The sequence below is a fragment of the Streptomyces sp. JLBJ103 genome, from assembly GCF_058215575.1.
Genome location: NZ_CM177089.1, coordinates 4,057,032 through 4,077,018 on the forward strand (window position 1 = coordinate 4,057,032; position 19,987 = coordinate 4,077,018).

Genomic DNA, 19,987 nt, shown 5'->3' on the forward strand with positions numbered 1-19,987 from the left:
GCTCGGTCAGGCCCGCGCGGGAGTGAAGGTGATCCGTCGGTCGGTGGGCGAGTAGCCGCTGAGCGTGACGGTCGGCCCGTGGGTGGGCAGCGAGGGGTCGGGGAAGTCGGCGGGGACCGGGCGGAGCCCCTCGGCGCGGCGGTCCACGGTGGTCCCCGGCGGTGGGAACGGGGCCGCGGTCTCGATCAGGCGCTGGTAATGCTCCAGCCACTTGGTCTGGTCGAAGGTGACGGCGGCGATGACCCGGCCCTGGTAGCCGTAGACGCCGGTGAAGCGGTGCTCGGCGAGCGACCCCTGCGCGATCAGGAGCTCCTCGCCGAGGGACGGCACCCCGACCGACTTGATGTTCACCCCGAACTGGGAGGACCAGAAGGCCGGGATCCACAGATGTGGCCGCCGGTCGGCGCTGGCGTTGATCATGTTGTGGGCGGCGATCTCGGCCTGGGCGATCGCGTTGCCCCAGTGCTCCAGGGACAGGAACTGGTAGTTGAAGAGCGGATGCGGGGACCGGGCCACGTCCCCGGCCGCGAAGATGTCGTCGGTGACGATGCCGCGGACGTCGAAGGCCCGGCAGCCCGCGTCGCAGGCGATCCCCCGGGGCCCGGCGGCGAGCCCGGACCCGGCCAGCCACTCGGTGTTGCGGGAGGCGCCGAGCGAGATCACCGCCACGTCCACGTCCAAGGCGGTGCCGTCGGACAGATGGGCGCGGCGCAGCCGCCCGGCCGGGTCGCCCTCGAGACCGGTGACCATCACCCCGCAGCGCAGATCCACCCCGTGGGCACGGTGGAGTTCCGCGGCGACCTGGCCGACCACCCCGCCGAGCGCCCCCACCAGCGGCGTCGGCCCGCGTTCTGCGACGGTCACCTCGAGCCCCAGCTCCCGGCAGGCGGAGGCGATCTCCGAACCGGTGAACCCCGCGCCGATGACCAGTACCCGCCGCGGCACCGCCGTCAGCCGCCGGTTCAGCGCGATGGCGTCCTGGCGGGTGCGGAGCACGAAGACCCCGTCGAGTTCGGCCTCCAGCGGATGCGGCCAGGGCCGGGCGCGCACCCCGGTGGTGATCATCAGCCGGTCGTAGGGCACCTCGTCGCCGTCGGCCAGCCGCACCCGGCGGGCCGACATGTCGAGGCCGGTGGCGGCCACCCCGAGCCGCCACTCGGCGTCCACCGCGCGGCGGCGGGGCAGTGCGGTGTGGTCGGCGGCGGCCTTTCCCAGCAGCACCTGCTTGGACAGCGGCGGGCGGTCGTACGGCTCGTCGGGTTCGTCGCCGATCAGTGTGAGGGAGCCGGTGAACCCCTCCTCGCGCAGGGTCTCCGCGGCCCGCAGCCCGGCCAGTGAGGCACCCACGATCACGATCCGCCCCGAGCGCCGCAGCGCCTCAAGCGATCCGTCACCGGACACCGGTCGGCTCCGCTCGCTCCGGGTGCCCGGCCGCCCCCGCGGCCCCTTCGAGGTCTTCGACCAGGATGGCCTGCACCGGACAGGCCGCCGCCGCGCGCGCCACGTTCTCCCGCTGGGTGTCGTCCGCGTACGGGTTGTAGAGCAGTGCTTCCTCGCCATGCATGGTGAAGACGTCGGGGGCGAGGAAGGCGCACTGCGCGTATCCCTGACAGCGGTTGAGATCGACAACAATCCTCATCCGGACCCTGTCCTTCCCACACCTCGGGCCGTCGGCGCCGTCCCGCGTCCCTCGGCGGGCGGCCCCGGCGGCGGGACGTCCCCCTCCGGCCAGCATGGGCGACCGGGTCGGGGCCCGCGCGTACAGCCGGGCCAAAGGGGTGGGCGCGGGCCCGGCCGGGGCCGGGGTGTGTCTGTACGATGTATCGCCGCCCGGCGGGTGCGGGCGGTGTGGTGGCAAGGGCGGGAAGGAGACGGTGTGACGGACCAGGACCGGACCGCCGGGCCCGGCCACCGGCCCCGGCGTCCCCGTCGACGCGGCCAGGGCGAACTGGAGGCGCAGGTGCTCGGGGCGCTGCACCGGGCGCCCGGCCCGGTGACCGCCGCCTGGGTGCGGGAGCGGCTGGACGGCGATCTCGCCTACACCACGGTGATGACGATCCTGTCCCGGCTGCGGGCCAAGCAGGCGGTGACCCGTGAGCGCGCGGGCCGGTCCTTCGTCTGGCGCGCGGCCTCGGACGAGGCGGGGCTCGCGGCGCTGCGGATGCGGCGGGTGCTGGACGGCCAGGACGACCGGGGCGCGGTGCTCGCCGGCTTTGTGCGGGGGCTGAGCCACGACGACGAGGGGCTGCTGCGTGAGCTGCTGAACGACGCCGCGGAGAAGGAGCCGGAGGAGGGCTGAGCGACGGGCGTCTCCCGGTGCCGCCGCCGGTTCTTCCCGTCCTGCCGCTGCTGGCGCCGTCCGGCCGCTACAGGTCGAACTCGGCCGGGGGCAGATCCAGGGCGTGGCACGCCTCGCGGACCACGGTCTGTTCGGTCGTGTCGAAGTCGCCGTCGGCGCCTCCGATGACGATGCCGAGCTGGATGACGGCGCGCGCCTCGGCGGGCTTCTTGCGCGCCTTGGCGACATCCTGGAGCACGTCGGCCTTGCCGCGGTCGAAGTCGGCCACGAGCCGGTCCAGATACGCGTCGAAGCGCCGGAGGAGGTCCTCGGCGGGGAAGTTCTGGAGCCCCTCATGGAGGGCGATCAGCTGGGCGACACGCTGCCGTTCGGCCGGGTCGACCGCACCGTCCGCCGCGGCCACCAGCGCGCACATCGCCACGCCCGCGTCGCGGAACGCTCCGCTCTGCACGTCGTTCTTCTTGGCGAGCAGCTGACTCTGCATCGTCTGGACGGAGTCCTTGATGCGGTCCCACAGGGCCATGACCACTCCATCGGGGTCGTCGATTCCATCGGGGTCGTCGGTCGGGCGTCCGAATCTACAGCTCTGTAGATCTCCAGCAGTGCAGAAGCTAACAGAACCGAAGGGCGCGCAAACGCCGGTACGCGAGAGGTGAGCCATTCCGGGCGTGGCCGCGCGGGCGCCACTAGGGTCCGTGGAATGCCTCACTCCGCATCCTTACGTCCCGGACGTCGGGACCGTGACGCGTTCTTCGACAACGCCAAGTACCTGGCGATCGCGCTGGTGGCGATGGGTCACGCATGGGAGCCGCTGCGGAGCGGCAGCAGAGCGGCCGCCGCGCTCTACCTCATCGTCTACACCTTCCACATGCCGGCCTTCATCCTCATCTCCGGCTACTTCTCGCGTAGTTTCGACCTCCGCCCGGACCGGGTACGCCGCCTGGTCACCGGGGTCGCCGTGCCGTACGTCCTCTTCGAGGCCGCGTACAGCCTCTTCAAGCGCTGGGCGGACGACGATCCGTCGCATCCGGTCAGCCTGCTCGACCCCTGGTACCTGACCTGGTTTCTGATCGCGCTGTTCGTCTGGCGGCTGACCACACCGCTGTGGCGGATCGCGCGCCGTCCGCTCGCCCTGGCGCTCACCATCGCGGCGTTCGCCGCCTGTTCCCCCGGCATCGGCGACGATCTCGACCTCCAACGGGTGCTCCAGTTCCTGCCGTTCTTCGTCCTCGGACTCCATCTGCGGCCCGAGCACGTCCGGATGGTGCGGCGGCGCGTGGTGCGACGGCTGTCGGTGCCGGTGTTCGCCGCCGCGCTGGTCTTCGCCTACTGGGCGGTGCCGCGGATGAACCCGGCCTGGCTCTACCGCCGCGACAGCGCCCAGGAGCTGGGCGCGCCGTGGTGGAGCGGGGCGGTGATGACACTGGCGCTCTTCGGCTGCTCGATGCTGCTCACCGCCTGCTTCCTGGCCTGGGTGCCCGGTCGCCGGATGTGGTGCACCGCGCTGGGCGCGGGGACGCTGTACGGCTATCTGCTGCACGGCTTTCTCATCAAGGGCTCCCGCTTCTGGGGCTGGTACGACCACCCCTGGGTGCACCGGCCGGCGGGTGAGATCGCGGTGACGGCGCTGGCTGTGGCCGTGGTGACCGCACTGTGCGCGCCGCCCGTACAGCGGCTGTTCCGGTTCGCGATGGAGCCGAGGATGGAGTGGGCCTTCCGGCCCACCCTCCCCGAGGCGCCGCCGTCCGCCCCGGCGCGAACGGTGCCGCACCAGGTGAGCAGAGCGGGCACCCTCCACGCATCCGGGACCGGCCAACGGGCCTCCGGGACCGGCCAACGGGCCGAAAACCACCGGCCGTTCATGTGACTAATGCGGCTGTCGGGTAACCGGTCGGGGCCTCGGGTAGGGCGCAGCCGTTCCGCCCGGAGCTCGTACGGCCCCGGGCATCCGTCGCACGGAGAGGTGCCGGCCCACCAGTGACACAGCCCTTTCGACTCCCCGACTTCTCCATGCCGTATCCGGCGCGGCTGAACCCTCATGTCCAGGAGGCGCGGGAGCACTCCACCCGGTGGGCCCGTGAGATGGGCATGCTCGAGGGCTCGGGCATCTGGGAGCAGAAGGACCTCGACGCCCACGACTACGCCCTGCTGTGCGCCTACACCCACCCCGACTGCTCCGCCGCGGATCTGTCCCTGGTGACGGACTGGTATGCGGCTGCGGAAGTTCCAGCATGTCGTGCGCATGAACTCCCTGCGCGCTGCGATGACTTCGGCCTGGCTACGGAGGTCCAGGCCGCCCTTTTGGGCGGTTATGTCCGGGATTTGTGCTGCCGAGTAGGCGGTCGGGGGCGCCGGGCCTTCAGCCCGGTGGTGAAGGCATTCTCCTGCGGAGCAGGGCAGGGAGAGCCGTTCCGCCGCCAGGGTCGGAACGGCGTCCATCACCTACAAGGGTCGGTTCTGCTGCTCGATGTACTGATGAAGCACACTGATGGGTGCCCCGCCTGCGGAGGCGGCGAAGTACGAGCCGGACCACAGCTTGTTCGCTTGGTAGTAGTGCCGCACGAGGTCGGGGAACTCCTGCCGGAATCTGCGGGAGCTGACCCCCTTGAGGCTGTTGACCAGCTTGCACACGGCGACCTTCGGGGGAAGTTGACCAACAGGTGCACGTGGTTGTCCTCGCCGTTGAACTCGACCACCTCTGTCTCGAAGTCCTCGCAGACGGCCCGCATGATCTCCTCCATACGCGTCAGATGCTGGCCGGAGAAGACGTTATGTCGGTACTTCGTCACAAAAACCAAGTGCGCATGAAGAAAGGAACGCACAACGTCCACCAGTTCTGATCGATCGGACCTCAGCTATAAACCAGCTGAGTACGGTGATCAATGTGCAGCTTCGTTATCAGTACCGTGCCTACCTGACGCCAGGCCAGCGCATCCGCGCCGCCCGGGTGTTCGGGTGCAAGCGCGTGATCTGGAATGACGCATGGGCGATCGTGACGCCGCGCAAGCGGTCGAACAAGCTGCTGGGCAACCCGAAGAACCGTCTCGCCCAGGGTCCGTACTGGGGCATCCCCAAGGCCGCTGAGCTGGGCAAGCACCTGATCACCGAGGCGAAAAAGACCGAAGATCGCGCGTTCTTGTCCGACGCGCCGGTCGGCGTGCTCCAGCAGACCTTGCGCGACTTCGACAAGGCGTGGAAGGCGCACGAGGACTCCAAGACCGGCAAGCGTCCGGGCCCGAAGGTCGCACCCCCCAAGCGGAAGTCCCGCAAGGACAACCGGCAGACCGCACGGTTCACCATCTCCGACCGCTTCAGGCTGCTGGACGACGGGAGGCTCCGTCTACCGAAGATCGGCGACGCGCGCGTGAAGTGGACCCGCGATCTCCCGTCCGCGCCGTCGAGCGCGACGCTGGTCAAGGACCGGTCCGGCCGGTACTGGGTGTCGTTCGTCGTGGAGACCGACCCCGCCCAGGACGTGTTTCCCCCGACCGATGGGGACCAGGGCATCGACTTGGGCCTGACCCGCTTCGCGGTCCTGGCCGACGGCACGCACATCGCCTCCCCGAAGTACCTGCGGCGGGCGGAGAAGAAGCTGAGGAAGCGGCAGCAGGAGCTGTCGCGGAAGAGGAAAGGATCGAACAACCGGGACAAGGCCCGGATCAAGGTCGCCCGCGCTCACGCCGCCGTGGCCGATGCGCGCCGGAACTTCCATCACCAGTGGTCCCACAAGCTGACGAGCGAGAACCAAGCCGTCTTCGCGGAGACCCTGAACGTGCGAGGTCTGGCACGCACACGGCTGGCCAAGAGCGTGCACGACGCCGGATGGGCCCAGTTCGTAGGGATGCTGGAATACAAGGCGACCCGGCGAGGCCGGTCCTTCACCAAAGTCGCCCGCGACTTCCCCAGTTCCCAGATCTGTTCCGCCTGCGGACACCGCGACGGCCCCAAGCCGCTCAACGTCCGCACCTGGACATGCTCCGAGCCGACCTGCCGCACCCGGCACGACCGGGACTGGAACGCAGGACGAAACGTCCGCTATGAAGGCCGCCGCATCCTCGCGGCAACATCACCACCCACCCCCGGACCGGGGGCCCGACGCCGGTAACGGTGACGGTAAACGCCTGTGGAGCGCACATAAGACCAGGGAATGCCCTGGCAGCGCGCACAACCCCCGCGTACGTGGGGAGGAAGCAGGAACCCACCCGGAGCGGGCGGTCCCCGGGGCCTACGAGGACCACCCACAGACGGAGAATCCTCGCTCTTCAGGGCGATGGAGGAGGTCAATGGATGACCGGGATCCTCAACTGGCACCGCGAGGCCCCGCGCTACCGGGAGGAGGAGCTGCGCCACCGGCCCGCGCCCCCGGCCGCGGGCGCGGTGACGGGGCCGCCCGGCTGGCGCGCTCCGACCGGCCTGGGCACCTCGGCCGTACGGATCCGGCTGACGGCGGGGGCGCGTCCGTAACCCCGGCGGCCGGGCCGCCGCGGTGATCGGCGGAACCGCGGGGGTCCGCGGCGCCGGACGGCCCTTGCCTGCCCGGTGCGAGGGGCGCAAGCTGGTCGTATGGGTGCTCAGGCGGGCCCTACGCTGATCACATCCGTACAGCGAGCCTTCCGCTTGATGGAAGCCGTGGGCGCACATGAGGGCGGTGCGCCGGCGAAGCAGCTGGCACGTGAGGTGGGGCTGCCCCTGGCCACCACATACCACCTGCTGCGGACCCTGGTGCACGACGGTTATGTCACCAGGCTGGACGACGGCGGCTTCGTGATCGGCGACAAGCTGCACTCCCTCCAGAGCGGCAGCCAGGACCAGGCGCTGCTGGCCCGGGTCCGCCCCGCCCTCGCCGCACTGCGCGACGAGCTGTCGGCCGCCGCCTACCTCACCTTCTACGAGGACGGTGAGATCCGGGTGGCCGAGATCGTGGACGGTCCGCGGGCGCCGCGGGTCGATCTGTGGGTGGGGTTCGAGGACGCCGGGCACGCCACCGCGCTGGGCAAATGTGTGCTGCGCGAGCTGGACGACGACGCCCGCCACGACTACCTGTCCCGCCATCCGCTCGCCGATCTCACGCCCCGCACCGTCACCCGCCCCGCCGAGCTGCTGCGCCGCCTCGACGCCGGAACGCAGGGCTCCCTCGTCGCCGACCTGGAGGAATACGCGCTCGGCACGGTCTGCTTCGCGGTGCCGGTGTACAGCGGGGACCGGCTCGGCTCGCTCGGGATCTCCCTGCGGGCGGACCGGATCACCCCGCTCACCCACCGTGACGACAAGCGGCTGGAACGGGTCCGGAAGTGGCTGCTCCCCACCGCGGACCGGGTGAGCAGGAGCCTCTCGCTCACTATCTGAAAACGTGGCCCTTGCCCGGGTATGGAATCGCTGTTTCCCTGGATGAAACGGACAAAAGCAGTCCGTTTGTCCCTGTCCGAGTGGGAAAGAGAGCAGCGAAACAGGACATGATCCAGGCCCGATACCTCCTGAGCGACCCGGACCGGCCCCATGCCCCCGCCCAACTCGCTGCCGCGGTGCCCGTACTGATCATCTGCGGCGTCGCCCTGCTGGACGCCTTCACCGGATCGGGGATGAGCTGGCTGCCGCTGCTCGCCGTCGGCCCGGCGCTGGCCGCCGCGATCTGCGGACCGTGGGGGGTGCTGCGGATCGGTCTGCTGGCCGTGGCCGTCGGCGGCTTCCTGAGCGCCCAGAGCGATACCGGGGTACGCGGCCGCGCGATCATGCTGGCCGCGGTGGCCGCCGTGACCCTGGCGAGCTGTCTGGCCAGTCTGTTGCGGCGGCGCCGGGAACGGGTGCTGGCGGCCGTCCGGTCAGTGGCCGAGGCCGCGCAGAACGCTCTGCTCAGGCCAGTGCCCGCACGCGTAGGCCAGTTCCAGGTGGCGGTCCGCTACAGCGCCGCCGCGGCGGAGGCCCGGGTCGGCGGCGATCTCTACGCGCTGGTGCCCACCCCGTACGGGGTCCGGCTGATCGTCGGTGATGTGCGGGGCAAGGGACTGCCCGCGGTGTCCACCGCCGCCCTGGTGCTCGGTGTCTTCCGCGAGGCCGCCTACGACGAGCCGGATCTGCTGGACGTCGTCGGCCGGATCGAACGCAGCCTGGCACGCAATCTCGCATCCGACGACTTCGTCACCGCCGTGGTCGCCGGATACCCCCGGTCCGGCCGGATGGAGGTCGTCAACTGCGGCCATGCCCCGCCGCTGCTGGTCAACCGCTCCGGTGTGGTGGCCGTCGAGCCGACCCGCCCGGCCCCGCCACTGGGCCTGGCGTCGCTGGGCGGTGAGCTGCCCAGCCTCCAGGTGGTGCCGTTCGACGACGGGGACCAGATGCTCCTCTACACCGACGGGGTCATCGAGGCGCGGGACCGCGGCCGGGAGTACTTCCCCCTGATGGAGCGGGTGCCGCGGCACCTCTGCGACGAGCCGTCCCGGACCCTCGCGGCCCTCCACGACGATCTGCTGGACCATGTGGGCGGACGGCTCCACGACGACGCCGCGCTGCTGCTGCTCCGCAAGCCGGTCACCAGCGGTGTGCCCGCCCCGGCCGAGGCGCCGCTGAACTGAACGCCCCGCGTCAGCGCGGTTCGGAGCGGGGGAGCAGCCCCCGCTCCAGGGCGATGACCACCGCGCGGGTGCGGTCGTCGACATCCAGCTTGGCGAAGATACGCAGCAGATGGGTCTTGACGGTGGCCTCCGCGATGCAAAGCCGCAGTCCGATGTCCGCGTTGGACAGACCGTCGGCGACGGCGCCCAGCACATCCCGTTCGCGCGCGGTCAGCGTGGCCTGCACCGGGCGCCGCATCCGGGCCACCAGCTTCTCCGCGACGCGCGGCGCGAGCACCGTCTCACCGCGGGACGCCGCGTGGATGGCGTCCACCAGCTGTTCCCGGGTGGTGTCCTTCAGGAGATAGCCGATGGCACCGGCCTCGACCCCGCGCTCGATATCGGCGTCCGTGTCGTACATGGTCAGGATGAGGACCCGGGTGCCCAGCCGGCGGGCGACGATCTCGGTGGTGGCGGCCACCCCGTCCAGGACCGGCATCCGCAGATCGAGCAGGGCCACATCCGGCCGGTGGCGTTCGACGAGTTCGATGGCGTGGGCGCCGTCGCTCGCCTCGCCCACGATGTCGATCCCCGCGTCGGGCGTCAGCAGTGCGATCACCCCGGCGCGCATCACCGCGTGGTCGTCCGCCACGACGACCGTGAGTCTGTCCGCTGTCACTTCACACCTCGTCGCTGAGCGGGATCACGGCGAGCAGGCGGGTGCCGTCGCCGACGGAACTGGTGACCAGGAGGTCGCCGCCGAGTTCGGCGAGCCGTTTGCGCATACCGTTCAGCCCGTACCCCCCGGCCTCGGCGACGACGAACCCCCGCCCGTCGTCAGTGATCTCCAGCTCGACCCGGTGGTCGTACGCGCTGAGCACCACGCCCACGGCGGACGCCGCCGCGTGCTTGCGGACATTGGCCAGCGACTCCTGGGTGCAGCGCAGCAGCGCGATCCGGGTCGGCTGGTCACAGACCACGTCCGCCAGTTCGGCGGTCACCTCCAGACCGGTGTCCTCGGCGAACCGGTCCACGGTGCGGCGCAGGGTGCCGGCGGCCGAGACCGCGGCCACGGTGCTGCCCTGACCCGAGGCCACCAGCTCCCGGGCCTCGGCCAGATTCTCCCGCGCGGTGTTCTCGATCGAGCGCAACTGGCGGCCGCTGCGCACCGGATCGCCGGTCTCCAGTCCGGCCCGCGCCGCCTCGGCGAGCACGACGATGGAGGCGAAGCCCTGCGCGAGGGTGTCATGGATCTCCCGGGCGAGCCGTTCGCGTTCGTCCGCCGCGCCCTGCCGCTGGTGAGCCGCCGCCAGTTGGGCCTGGGTGCGCTCCAACGCGGAGAGCAGCCGGGCCCGTTCATCGCTCTGCGCCACCACCGAGCGTATCCACAGCCCGATCAGACAACTGGCCGTGAAGACCACGGCGGTGGAGACGACGGTCGAGCCGAAGAACCGGATGTCCCAACCCTCCCGGAGCGAACTCCCGGCGACGGTCAGCGCGGAGGCGAGCCCGCTGAGGGCGATCGACACCCGGGGCGTCCTGCCGAACATCCAGTAGTGCGGCACCGCCACGATGAACAGCGCCACATAGCCGCCCCGCAGATACGACAGGAGGCCCAACCCCAGGGTGAGCAGCCACAGATAGGTGTGCGGCCGCAGGACCCGGTTGCCGGGGAACCGCATCAGCAGCGCGTAGCTGAGCGCGAGGAGCAGCACCAGCGCCAGCCACCACATCCGGCGGTGGCCCGGCTCCCCCGTCACCGCGCTGATCAGGGCCACCGCCCCGAACAGCAGCCAGCCGACGGCGTTCCAGCGGTGCAGGGTCCTCAGCCAGAACGGACCGGTGGGCAGCCCCAGGGCTGTACTGCCCGTACCGGCCGCACCGGCCCGCCCGGGGGTGCCCTCCGCCGGATCCGGCCGGCCGGTACCTCGTGACCAGGGGAGCATGCGCGTCAATCTATCTCCGCGTATCCGGGCGGGACGGACCGCGGGGCGGGTTCCGGGGCCTTCCGGGACAGCCGCGAGGGCCACCAACTCGCCCGGCCCAGCAGCATCATGGCCGAGGGAAGGATCATGATCCGGATGATGAAGGCGTCCAGCAGTACGGCCGTGGCCAGGATGAACCCGATCTGCTTCATCTCGATCAGATGCAGAAGGACATAGCTGGCGAACACCGACACCATCACCACGGCCGCACTGGTCACCACACTCGCCGAACTGCGCATTCCCTCCAGTACGGCGGTGCGGATGTCCGCCCCGCGCAGCGCCGCCTCCCGGATCCGGCTGACGACGAACACCTGGTAGTCCATCGAGAGCCCGAAGAGGATCACGAACAGGAACAGCGGCACCCTGGACCCGATCGTCCCGGTCGAGGTGAAGCCGAGCAGCCCCTCGGCCCAGTCCCCCTGGAAGACCAGGACCAGCAGGCCGAACGCGGCCGCCGCGGACAGCAGGTTGAGCGCCACCCCGAGCAGTCCAAGGACCACCGAGCGGAACGCCCACACCGTCATCCCGAAGGTGAGCAGCAGCAGACAGCCGATGACCAGCGGGAGTTTGCGGTTCTGGTGATCGAGGTAGTCGACGGCGCGCGGCACATCCCCGGTCACCGCGGCCTCGGCTCCGGCCACCGCCCCCACGGTGGAGGGCAGATAGTCCTCCCTGAGGTGGTCCAGCGAGTCCTGCGCCTGCTGTGAACCCCCGGAGTACGGCACGGGCAGCTCCAGCACGCTGATCCGCCGGTCCGCCGAGGTGTGCGGGGTCCCGCTGCCGTCGAACAGCGGGTCGGCGTCCGCCCGTCGGCCGAGGTCGGCCAGGGCCCGGCGGACGTCGTCGGCGCGGGCCGGATCGGCGCGCACCACGACCTGGTGGGTGACGCGGAGCTCCGGGAACCTGGCATTGAGCCGGTCGTGCGCCCGCATCGCGGGGACCGCGCGGGAGTGGGTGTCCTGGTCCATCACCCCGAGATGGAGATCGAGCGCGGGCAGCGCCAGACCGAGCATGACCAGCACCGAGAGGCAGAGCGTACGGCGCGGGTGCCGGGTCGCGGGCCGCATCAGCGCCCGCCACATCCGGCCGTCGCCGGTACCGGACGTCCGGCGCTCGCGGATCCGCTTGCCCCGGGCCGCCTTCCGGGCCGCCCGGCGCTCGGCCCGCCTGCCGATCAGCATCAGCAGGGCGGGCAGGGCGGTCAGCGAACTGCCCACCGCGACCAGGACCACCACGACGGTGCTGGTGGCCAGCGAGGAGAAGATCACGTCCGAGGCCAGCCAGAGGGTGGCGGTGGAGGCGGCGACCGCGAGCCCGGAGACCACGATGGCCCGCCCCGAGGTGGCCGCGGCCAGCTCGATCAGCGCCGGGGTGTCCAGGCGGCCGCCGGAGCGGGCCCGCTCCTCCCGTTCCCGTTTGAGGAAGAAGAGCGTGTAGTCCACGCCGACCGCCATCCCGATCAGCAGGATCACATTGGTGCCCACCCCGGCGTCCGGGGAGAGGTGCGAGACCACCATGGACAGGCCCACGGACGCGGCGATCGAGGACAGCGCGAGCAGCAGCGGTACACCCGCCATCACCACCGAGCCGAAGACGACCAGCAGGGTGAGGAGGGTGAGGGGCACGGTGATCGCCTCGGACAGGGCGAGATCGCTGTCGCGCTGGTCGTCGACGCCCTTGCTGATGGAGGGGCTGCCGGTCTCCTCGATCCGCAGCCCCGGATGGTCCCGCCGGACCTCCGCGGTCCGGGCCAGCAGGGCGTCGACATGCTCGTCGCCGTTGAGCTCCTCGCCCTTCATGGTGATGTCGACCCGGAGCGCCGTGCCGTCCGCTGAACGGACCGGCGCGGCCACACCCGCCACCTCGGGAAGCTTCCGCATCCGGTCGGTGACCTCGCGGGCGGCGGCGTCGGCCGCGGCGCGGTTCAGTGCCCCGGACCGGGCGGTGATCAGGACGTGTTCCACGGGCTTGCGTTGCAGATGTCCCTCGGCGGCCATCGCCTCGGCCCGACCCGCCTCGCCGACCCGGTAGTCCTCGGTGGTGGCCTTGTTCGTACCGAGGGCACTGCCCACACCGAGGCACAGCGCGACGAACAGCAGCCAGCCGGTGAGTGTCCGCCAGGGGTGCCGGGCACTCAACCGGGCGGCCCGCGCAGGGAGTTGTCTCATGCCATCGATCCTGGTCAGTGGGTGCACACCGCGGACAGGCCCGGCCGGTTGAATCCGTGGTCCACCGGTCGGTGGACCACGGTCCTCGGGTTGTCCGGAGGACCGCCCTCGGGTTGTCCGGAGGACGGGCCTGGGTGGCTCTCGTGTGAAACTACTTTTGCATCGCAAAAGTAGATGGCAAGATGGAAGCAGCCCGCAGGGGCTCTTCCCTCGCAGGGGAACGATCGGAGACACCCATGTCCCACAGTCAGTACGCCGCCCCGGCCGACGCCGCACGGGCCCTCCGGGCAGCGGAGCGGGCCCGGCTGCGCGCCAGTACGCCGGAGCCCACGCCCGCGTGGTGGGCGCCCACGGCCGCCCTCACTCACGCGGTCGGCATCACCCTCACGGTCGGCCCCTGGACGTACGCCTCGGACGGCGCGGTCTGGCGGACGGTCCTCGGAGCCGTGGGGATCGTGGCGCTGGCCGTCTTCCCTGTGATGTGCGTGCTGCGCGTCCGCCGGATGAACGTCATCGCCTGGCCGCCGCCCGGCACTACCCGCCAGCGCACCGTGCGGGAGGGCGCGCCGGTGGCCGCCTACGGGCTGGGCTGGGCGGTGTACCTCGCCGTCGGCTGGGCCGCCGGCGCGATCACCGGAGGTGTGCTCGGCGGTGCCGCGCTCTGGTGGCGCGAGACCCGTAAGAACCGGCTGATCGCGGAGGCCGAGGCGCGGCTGTCGGCACCGGATCCGGCCGGGTCCGGTACGGCGGAGGCGGGGCGGACCGAGTGACCGGCTCCACCCCGCCCGCGCTCGACGAGGTCATCCACCATCCCACCCGGCTGACGATGATGGCCTTCCTCGCGGGCTGCGCGGAGGCCGAGTTCGCCGCCGTACGCGACTACTGCCAGGTGTCCGACGCGAGCGTCAGCCGGATCGCGACCGCCCTCGACGAGGCCGGATACCTCCGGATCCGCAAGGGGGCCGTAGGCCGCCGTCCGCGCACCTGGCTGTCCCTCACCCCGGCCGGCCGCACCGCCCTCACCCGCCATCTCGCCGCCTTGCAGGCGATCGCGGACGCGGCGCGCACGGCGGGGGCGGACGCGGCCGAGCAGGGTTAGGCGCCCCCGTCGATGTGCCGTGCGCGGGACGGCTGTTGTCAGTGGAGTCCGCGTTTGCGGTCTGCGGGAGGCTGGGGCTGGAGTACACGCGGTAGTCACCGGCGTACGCGCGTCAGCCGCGTACCGGGAGGTGGCCTACTCCTCGGTAGTCGACCGGTCCGCGGGCACCGCGCTGACCTGCGGCGGGCTAGATCGTCATCGGCGGTTGCCCCGGCCGAAAACATCAGTACTGTGGGCGTCGTTCCCCCGGCGCGGCGGAGCGGCCTCGCGCCCGGTGACCACAGTGTCACGGTACGAGCGCGGGCCCCGAACCCCGAGCAAGAGGCGTCGATCATGGATCCAGCGGCCGAGACGCCCCACCCCGGCAGCGGTATCAGCCTGCGCCAGATGCTGATGTCCCTGGGCGAACCCCTGGTGGAGCTCCAGGCCGCCCCCGCCGGGCTCGATGTCGCCATCCGCCGCGTCGCCCTGCTCGACCCCGAGGACGAGCCGGTCGCCCACCCCGGCGAGCTGGTCCTCGCGATCGGCGTCCGCGGCCGCGCCGCCCTCCCCGCGCTGCGGGCCGGTGGACGGGGCGGGGCCGCGGCTGTCGCGGTCAAACTGGACGCACCCGGCCAGGCCGCCGCCCTCACCGAGGCCGCCGTGGAGGCCGGGGTCGCCCTGCTCTCCGTACGGCGGGAAGCGCGCTGGGAGCAGGTGGACGCCCTGGCCCGCGCGGCCCTGGAGGACGTACCGCTCGACCTCGAAGGGGTCGGGTTCGAGGGCGGCGAGGGCGATCTGTTCTCGCTCGCCCAGACCACCGCCGTCCTCACCGGCGGCATCGTCAGCATCGAGGACACCGCCAACCGCGTCCTCGCCTACTCCCGCTCCACCGACTCCGACGAGGTCGACGAGCTGCGGCGGCTGTCCATCCTCGGCTGGCAGGGCCCCGAGGCGTATCTGTCCCGGCTGCGCCGGTGGGGCGTGTTCCAGCGGCTGCGCGCCTCCGACGAGGTGATCTCCATCGAGAGCCACCCGGAACTCGGCATCCGGCGCCGTCTCGCGGTGGCCGTACGCTCCGGCGACCGGCAGCTGGGCACCATCTGGGTGCAGGAGGGCGCGACGCCGCTGACCGAGCGTTCCGAACAGGCCCTCACCGGCGCGGCCCGCGTCGCCGCGCTCCACCTGGTACGGCGCCGCCGGGAGCTGTCCGCGGACGTCACGCTCACCGCGACCCTCTCGGCCGGGCTCCTGGAAGGCAGCACCGGACCCCAGCCGCTCGCGACCCATGTCGGCGTGGACCCGGGCCGCCCCGCCGTCGTCCTCGGCTTCTCCTACGACACCGCCGGGGCCACGGGCCCGGAGCTGGCCCGCGCCGAGGTCACCAACCTGATCTCGGTCCACACCGCCGCCCGCCACCGCAGCGCCCTGGTCACCCCGCTCGAACAGCGCATCTACGTCCTGCTGCCCCAGCTGCCGCGCAGCATCGACCTGGGAACGCTGCGGAGCTGGGGCGAGGAGATCGTCGAGGCCGCACACCGCCACCTGGGGCTGCCGCTGCGCGGCTCCGTCGGCCGTATCGTCCCGGGGCTCGCCGACGTCCCCGCCTCACGCCGCGAGGCGGACCGCATCCTGGACGCGATGGTGCGCGCCGGGGTGGCCACGACGGTCGCGGCGCTGCCGGACATCCAGGCGGAGGTGCTGGTCAGCGAGATCCTCGGACTGCTCGCCGAACGCCCCGGTATGCGCGACCCCCGGCTGACCGCCGTGGTCGACCACGACGACCGCCACCGGGGGCAGCTGGCGGCGTCGATCCTGGCGTATCTGAACGCGTTCGGTGACGTGCGGGCGGCCGCCGCCGAGTTGCACGTCCACCCCAACACCCTGCGCTACCGGATCCGCCGCGCCGAGGAACTGACCGGCCTCGACCTGACCCGCGCCGACCAGCGCCTCCTGGCCATGCTTCAGCTCCGCCTCCCGCCGTCCGAAGCCTGAGCGACCCCCGCGGGCCCTGCCCGGCGGATCCCATCGGGCCCGCGACGCCTGGCACCGCGCCCCCAGCTACCGCTGGGAGGTGCCCCCGGCACCAGACGCCGCGGGCTGCTCCTCAAAGCCATCGGACAGGGCCTGGGCGCCACCGCCGCAGCCCGGCGCCGCCATGGCCGACTCACCCTGCCCCGGGGCCCGTTGGGGACGGGCTCACCTCGTACGGCACGACCGCCACCGCCCTGCGGCGGGGCTGTGCCGGGTCGCAGGGCGGCGCCCGGTGCCCGTCAGGCCCTGGGGAGCGGTACGAGGCCGTCGGACCCCGGGGCGGCCGGGCCCGGCGTACCGGCGGTGTCGACGTGGTCGCAGTCGTCCCGGGCCGGGACGGGCCAGCCGACCAGGCCGCGGCCGGGCAGATCGACGTAGTCGCAGTCGGCGTCGGCGATGACCCGGCGCGGTGGCGGGCCGGTCAGATGGGCGGTCACATAGGCGGCGCTGGTGCGGATGATGTCGCGGGTCAGGCCCAGGGGGAGCAGTGCGCGGGTTTCGGCGATCGCCTCGTCCTCACCGGCCCGCAGAACCACCCGCACCTCCGGAGCCACCCCGTGGGCGGCCACGGCGACGGCGATGTTGTCCAGCTCCTCGGAGCCGACCGCGGCGAGCGCGTCCGCCCGGCCCAGGCCGAGCCGGGCGAGCACCTCACGGTCCTCGCCGTGCGCGAGCACCACGGGGATCCGCATCGACCGCGCGAGACGGAGGTTGGGGGCGGCGGGCTCCCGCTCCACCCCGATGACGGGCACTCCCACCTGACGCAGCGTCTGGCACAGCCGCAGTCCCACCTGCCCGAGCCCCACGACGATGACATGACCCGCGCGCGGCAGCACCCGCCGCCCCAGCACACCGACCAGCCGGGCGCCGAGCAGCCGGTCCACGATGCCCGCGGTGAGCAGGGCGGTGAAACCGACCGTCACCAGCATGGCCACCCCGGACATCACCTCGTATCCCGGGTGGCCGTCGTGCGGGGCGGCGGGCCCGACCCCGGCGACGACCCGGGCGGCCTCCAGGAAGGCGGTGCTCGCGGGCTTGTGGAAGGCGCTCACCAGCCACAGCCAGTCCAGGGCCAGCACCGCGGCGATGCCGAGCAGCCCGATGAGCAGCAGCCGGGCGTCCGCGTCATGGGGCTGCAACTGGCCGCGCAGCCGCCCGAACACGGCACGCCGCCGGGCCGCCGGACTGCGCCGCCAGGCCGTCTCCACCAGACGGCCGTCCGTCCGGCGGACCGCGACCGGGCCCTGCCCGTCGTCCCACACGGCCAGCACACCGCGTTCCACACACGGCCCGGCCAGCGACGGCGCGAGCAGATCGGCGGGGGAGACCGTCACACAGTGCCGCAGCAGCGACTGGAGCTGCCGTGCCACGGTGCGGTCGAAGACCGTGGCGACGATCCGGACCGTGTCGCAGACATGCCGTACCGCCAAGGCGTAGCGCAGGGCGGAGAGGTCGTCGCCGACGAGCACCGCGACCCCGGCGGGCCGTACGGCGAGCGCGCGCCGCAGGTCCTGGTCGTCGGGGGCGGCGAGGTGCTGGACGGGGCGGCCGTTCTCCGTGACGGCCGCGCAGACCCGCCGCGCCAGCGTCGTCGCGCCGATGACCACGATCCGGTCGCTCCGGCTCCCCGGGCCCGTACCCGTCCCCGCCCCGTTGTACGTGTCCATGGCGCTGGCTCCTCGGGCTCCCTGGTCGGCTCGGTCAGCTCGGTCGGCTGCTTGGATGGGCTCGGTCGGCGTCGGCCCGGTCGGCTTGGGCACTCACGCTAGGCCGGGGCCGGGGCCCTCATGCTGTGTGGCAGGCCAACGTGCGGGCCGCCGCGTTGTACGCGCGTACCTTGCCCCGGCCCGGCCGGGAGACCGGAGAGGAGCGCACGGAACCCGGGAGTCCGGGGCTTCCGGTGAACGCATTGGCCGCTCGCACAGTTCTTGACGGGGATATTGGCGAACCTCACAGGTACGCCGCCTCCCCCTCCTGCCTACGCTTGCGCACATTCATCCCGAGTCGCTGCGATTCATCTCCCACAAGGAGACGGAGCGACGCGCGGAACGCACGGGTCAGCGCCGTGTCCTCCGCGTAGGTGCCGGCGCCCACAGCCGAAGACCGAGCCGCTGCCCGTAGACCGAGCCGCTTCATGTCCCCGGGCCTCGGGCCTCGAGCCCCTCGCCCGATGGGGCCGCGACTGGCCGACACCCCCCTGCGCACCGACCTCCCCTCATGCGCACCGCTGATGACGCGATCCCGGCCGCCGGGTCCGCCGAAACCCTCACCCACCACGCAATGGATGTCGCGATGACTACACGTCCCCCTGCTTCCGTGGCTTCTCCCTCCTCGCCGTCGGGCTCCTCCGGTCCCCCGGGCGGCGGCGCTCCGCACGATTCGGGGCTCCAGAGCGGACTCAAGAACCGCCATCTGTCCATGATCGCCATCGGCGGCGTCATCGGCGCGGGCCTCTTCGTCGGCTCGGCGTCCGGTATCGCCAAGGTCGGCCCCGGCATCCTGCTCTCGTACGCCCTGGTCGGCGTGCTGGTCGTGTTCGTGATGCGGATGCTCGGCGAGATGGCCGCGGCCAACCCCACCTCGGGTTCCTTCTCCGCCTACGCGGACCGGGCGCTGGGCCGCTGGGCGGGCTTCTCGATCGGCTGGCTGTACTGGTTCTTCTGGGTCGTGGTGCTCGCCGTCGAGGCGACCGCGGGCGCGGTGATCCTCGAGGGCTGGGTACCGGCCGTTCCGCAGTGGGCCTGGGCGCTGATCGTGATGACCGTGCTCACCGCCACCAACCTGGCCTCGGTCGCCTCCTTCGGCGAGTTCGAGTTCTGGTTCGCGGGCATCAAGATCGTGGCCATCGCCGCCTTCATCGTCCTGGGCGCCCTGGCGATCGCCGGTGTGCTGCCCGGATCCGAGGGCGCCGCGACCGGCTTCGGCAACCTCACCGCACACGGCGGCTTCCTGCCGAACGGCCCGGGCGCGATCCTCAACGGTGTGCTGCTGGTCGTCTTCTCCTTCATGGGCAGCGAGATCGTCACCCTGGCCGCCGGTGAGTCCAAGGACCCGCGGCGCGCGGTCACCAAGGCCACCAACAGCGTGATCTGGCGGGTGGCCGTCTTCTACCTCGGCTCGATCCTGGTCGTGGTGTCCGTCCTGCCGTGGGACTCCAAGTCGATCGCCGACAAGGGGAGCTACGTCGCCGCCCTGGACGTGATGGGCATTCCGCACGCCGGCCAGGCCATGAACGTCATCGTGCTGACCGCGGTGCTCTCCTGCCTGAACTCCGGCCTCTACACCGCCTCCCGGATGGCCTTCTCGCTCGGCCAGCGCTCCGACGCCCCGGCCTCCTTCGCCCGGACCAGCGCCCGCGGCGTCCCGCAGGCCGCGATCATCGCCTCCGTCGTCTTCGGATTCGTCGCCGTCGGCTTCAACTACCTGTGGCCGGACACCGTCTTCCAGTTCCTGCTGAACTCCTCCGGTGCCGTCGCGCTGTTCGTGTGGCTGGTCATCTGCTTCTCCCAGCTGAGGATGCGGGGGATCATCCTGCGCGAGGATCCCGAGAAGCTCTCGGTGCGAATGTGGTTGTTCCCCTACCTCACATGGGTGACGATCGGGATGATCTCGTTTGTGCTCGTCTACATGCTCACCGACGACAGTGAGGGCGGAGGAAGGATCCAGGTGCTGCTGTCCGTACTGGTCGCCGCCCTGGTGGTCGCCATCGCACTGATCCGCGAGCGCCTCCGCCCCGCCACCGCCCGCGCCGCGGTGCACACCGTCACCGAGGAGGACACGGCCAGGGCCCGGTAGCCGAGCGCGGCGGCCGGGTGACGCCCGAGGGCCGGCGGTGTGCGAGGCACACCGCCGGCCTTCCCCCACCACTGGAAGGT

Annotated in this window: 17 protein-coding genes and 2 pseudogenes; 11 read left to right on the plus strand and 8 right to left on the minus strand. The window is 71.9% G+C overall.

Annotated features, from left to right (window positions below; genetic code table 11):
• Positions 1–6: 6 nt before the first annotated feature.
• Both AC4BEG_RS17800 and AC4BEG_RS17805 read right to left on the minus strand, forming a co-directional pair.
• Entirely contained in the window at positions 7–1,401 is a 1,395-nt protein-coding gene (locus AC4BEG_RS17800) for an NAD(P)/FAD-dependent oxidoreductase (protein WP_490706845.1), read from the minus strand.
• Positions 1,391–1,639, minus strand: a complete 249-nt coding sequence (locus AC4BEG_RS17805) for a ferredoxin (RefSeq protein WP_201872495.1) — start codon at positions 1,637–1,639, stop codon at positions 1,391–1,393. Before AC4BEG_RS17805 ends, AC4BEG_RS17800 begins: the two co-directional genes overlap by 11 nt.
• Positions 1,640–1,876: 237 nt before the next feature.
• On the opposite strand from AC4BEG_RS17805, the gene AC4BEG_RS17810 reads away from it, so the two are divergent.
• Complete coding sequence (locus AC4BEG_RS17810) at positions 1,877–2,299, plus strand: BlaI/MecI/CopY family transcriptional regulator (protein ID WP_490706846.1); 423 nt, start codon at positions 1,877–1,879, stop codon at positions 2,297–2,299.
• Between the two features lie 67 nt (positions 2,300–2,366).
• Here AC4BEG_RS17810 and AC4BEG_RS17815 read toward each other — a convergent pair whose 3' ends face one another.
• Positions 2,367–2,822, minus strand: coding sequence for a tellurite resistance TerB family protein (locus AC4BEG_RS17815; RefSeq protein WP_490706847.1), 456 nt, complete (start codon positions 2,820–2,822; stop codon positions 2,367–2,369).
• A gap of 177 nt (positions 2,823–2,999) precedes the next feature.
• Here AC4BEG_RS17815 and AC4BEG_RS17820 point away from each other — a divergent pair, with 177 nt between their 5' ends.
• Entirely contained in the window at positions 3,000–4,166 is a 1,167-nt protein-coding gene (locus AC4BEG_RS17820) for an acyltransferase family protein (RefSeq protein ID WP_490706848.1), read from the plus strand.
• 110 nt (positions 4,167–4,276) lie between these two features.
• Positions 4,277–4,510 (plus strand): annotated as a pseudogene (locus AC4BEG_RS17825) (germacradienol/geosmin synthase); the annotation flags it as partial.
• A gap of 231 nt (positions 4,511–4,741) precedes the next feature.
• Here AC4BEG_RS17825 and tnpA read toward each other — a convergent pair.
• Positions 4,742–5,154, minus strand: a pseudogene (gene tnpA / locus AC4BEG_RS17830) (IS200/IS605 family transposase).
• A gap of 29 nt (positions 5,155–5,183) precedes the next feature.
• Here tnpA and AC4BEG_RS17835 point away from each other — a divergent pair.
• From AC4BEG_RS17835 to AC4BEG_RS17850, 4 genes are all read left to right on the plus strand, one after another.
• Positions 5,184–6,404 carry an RNA-guided endonuclease InsQ/TnpB family protein gene (locus AC4BEG_RS17835; RefSeq protein WP_490706849.1) on the plus strand — a complete coding sequence of 407 codons (1,221 nt, stop codon included), beginning with the start codon at positions 5,184–5,186 and terminating at the stop codon, positions 6,402–6,404.
• Between the two features lie 182 nt (positions 6,405–6,586).
• Positions 6,587–6,763, plus strand: a complete 177-nt coding sequence (locus AC4BEG_RS17840; protein ID WP_490706850.1) for a hypothetical protein — start codon at positions 6,587–6,589, stop codon at positions 6,761–6,763.
• A gap of 99 nt (positions 6,764–6,862) precedes the next feature.
• Positions 6,863–7,645 carry an IclR family transcriptional regulator gene (locus AC4BEG_RS17845; protein WP_490706851.1) on the plus strand — a complete coding sequence of 261 codons (783 nt, stop codon included), beginning with the start codon at positions 6,863–6,865 and terminating at the stop codon, positions 7,643–7,645.
• Between the two features lie 107 nt (positions 7,646–7,752).
• The gene (locus AC4BEG_RS17850) at positions 7,753–8,868 is read left to right on the plus strand and encodes a PP2C family protein-serine/threonine phosphatase (protein WP_490706852.1); all 1,116 of its coding nucleotides are present in this window, start codon (positions 7,753–7,755) and stop codon (positions 8,866–8,868) included.
• A gap of 10 nt (positions 8,869–8,878) precedes the next feature.
• Here AC4BEG_RS17850 and AC4BEG_RS17855 read toward each other — a convergent pair whose 3' ends face one another.
• Genes AC4BEG_RS17855 through AC4BEG_RS17865 form a run of 3 tightly spaced genes read right to left on the minus strand, consistent with a single transcriptional unit; the run spans position 8,879 to position 13,000 of the window.
• The gene (locus AC4BEG_RS17855) at positions 8,879–9,478 is read right to left on the minus strand and encodes a response regulator (RefSeq protein WP_490707112.1); all 600 of its coding nucleotides are present in this window, start codon (positions 9,476–9,478) and stop codon (positions 8,879–8,881) included.
• 49 nt (positions 9,479–9,527) lie between these two features.
• Complete coding sequence (locus AC4BEG_RS17860; protein WP_490706853.1) at positions 9,528–10,793, minus strand: sensor histidine kinase; 1,266 nt, start codon at positions 10,791–10,793, stop codon at positions 9,528–9,530.
• A gap of 5 nt (positions 10,794–10,798) precedes the next feature.
• Entirely contained in the window at positions 10,799–13,000 is a 2,202-nt protein-coding gene (locus AC4BEG_RS17865) for an MMPL family transporter (protein ID WP_490706854.1), read from the minus strand.
• Positions 13,001–13,236: 236 nt separating this feature from the next.
• Between AC4BEG_RS17865 and AC4BEG_RS17870 the strand changes: the two genes are divergently transcribed.
• From AC4BEG_RS17870 to AC4BEG_RS17880, 3 genes are all read left to right on the plus strand, one after another.
• Positions 13,237–13,770, plus strand: a complete 534-nt coding sequence (locus tag AC4BEG_RS17870; RefSeq protein WP_490706855.1) for a hypothetical protein — start codon at positions 13,237–13,239, stop codon at positions 13,768–13,770.
• A 56-nt stretch (positions 13,771–13,826) separates the two neighbouring features.
• Positions 13,827–14,099 (plus strand): transcriptional regulator, encoded by a 273-nt coding sequence (locus tag AC4BEG_RS17875; protein WP_201872624.1) that lies wholly within the window; start codon positions 13,827–13,829, stop codon positions 14,097–14,099.
• 333 nt (positions 14,100–14,432) lie between these two features.
• On the plus strand, positions 14,433–16,073 hold the full coding sequence (locus AC4BEG_RS17880; RefSeq protein WP_490706856.1) for a PucR family transcriptional regulator: 1,641 nt from the start codon (positions 14,433–14,435) through the stop codon (positions 16,071–16,073).
• 278 nt (positions 16,074–16,351) lie between these two features.
• On the opposite strand, the gene AC4BEG_RS17885 is transcribed toward AC4BEG_RS17880, so the two are convergent.
• On the minus strand, positions 16,352–17,779 hold the full coding sequence (locus tag AC4BEG_RS17885) for an NAD-binding protein (RefSeq protein WP_490706857.1): 1,428 nt from the start codon (positions 17,777–17,779) through the stop codon (positions 16,352–16,354).
• Between the two features lie 625 nt (positions 17,780–18,404).
• On the opposite strand from AC4BEG_RS17885, the gene AC4BEG_RS17890 reads away from it, so the two are divergent.
• Positions 18,405–19,907: an amino acid permease gene (locus tag AC4BEG_RS17890; RefSeq protein WP_490706858.1), complete on the plus strand. Its 1,503-nt coding sequence runs from the start codon at positions 18,405–18,407 to the stop codon at positions 19,905–19,907.
• The last annotated feature ends 80 nt before the right edge of the window (positions 19,908–19,987 follow it).

Bases quoted from the DNA above. Each gene is read 5' to 3' on its own strand.
- AC4BEG_RS17875 (WP_201872624.1), top strand. From the start codon at position 13,827: ATGATGGCCTTCCTCGCGGGCTGCGCGGAGGCCGAGTTCGCCGCCGTA.
- AC4BEG_RS17865 (WP_490706854.1), bottom strand. From the start codon at position 13,000: ATGAGACAACTCCCTGCGCGGGCCGCCCGGTTGAGTGCCCGGCACCCC.
- AC4BEG_RS17855 (WP_490707112.1), bottom strand. From the start codon at position 9,478: ATGCGCGCCGGGGTGATCGCACTGCTGACGCCCGACGCGGGGATCGAC.
- AC4BEG_RS17845 (WP_490706851.1), top strand. From the start codon at position 6,863: ATGGGTGCTCAGGCGGGCCCTACGCTGATCACATCCGTACAGCGAGCC.
- AC4BEG_RS17880 (WP_490706856.1), top strand. From the start codon at position 14,433: ATGGATCCAGCGGCCGAGACGCCCCACCCCGGCAGCGGTATCAGCCTG.
- AC4BEG_RS17850 (WP_490706852.1), top strand. From the start codon at position 7,753: ATGATCCAGGCCCGATACCTCCTGAGCGACCCGGACCGGCCCCATGCC.
- AC4BEG_RS17885 (WP_490706857.1), bottom strand. From the start codon at position 17,779: ATGGACACGTACAACGGGGCGGGGACGGGTACGGGCCCGGGGAGCCGG.
- AC4BEG_RS17870 (WP_490706855.1), top strand. From the start codon at position 13,237: ATGTCCCACAGTCAGTACGCCGCCCCGGCCGACGCCGCACGGGCCCTC.
- AC4BEG_RS17890 (WP_490706858.1), top strand. From the start codon at position 18,405: ATGACTACACGTCCCCCTGCTTCCGTGGCTTCTCCCTCCTCGCCGTCG.
- AC4BEG_RS17860 (WP_490706853.1), bottom strand. From the start codon at position 10,793: ATGCTCCCCTGGTCACGAGGTACCGGCCGGCCGGATCCGGCGGAGGGC.
- AC4BEG_RS17820 (WP_490706848.1), top strand. From the start codon at position 3,000: ATGCCTCACTCCGCATCCTTACGTCCCGGACGTCGGGACCGTGACGCG.
- AC4BEG_RS17840 (WP_490706850.1), top strand. From the start codon at position 6,587: ATGACCGGGATCCTCAACTGGCACCGCGAGGCCCCGCGCTACCGGGAG.
- AC4BEG_RS17805 (WP_201872495.1), bottom strand. From the start codon at position 1,639: ATGAGGATTGTTGTCGATCTCAACCGCTGTCAGGGATACGCGCAGTGC.
- AC4BEG_RS17815 (WP_490706847.1), bottom strand. From the start codon at position 2,822: ATGGCCCTGTGGGACCGCATCAAGGACTCCGTCCAGACGATGCAGAGT.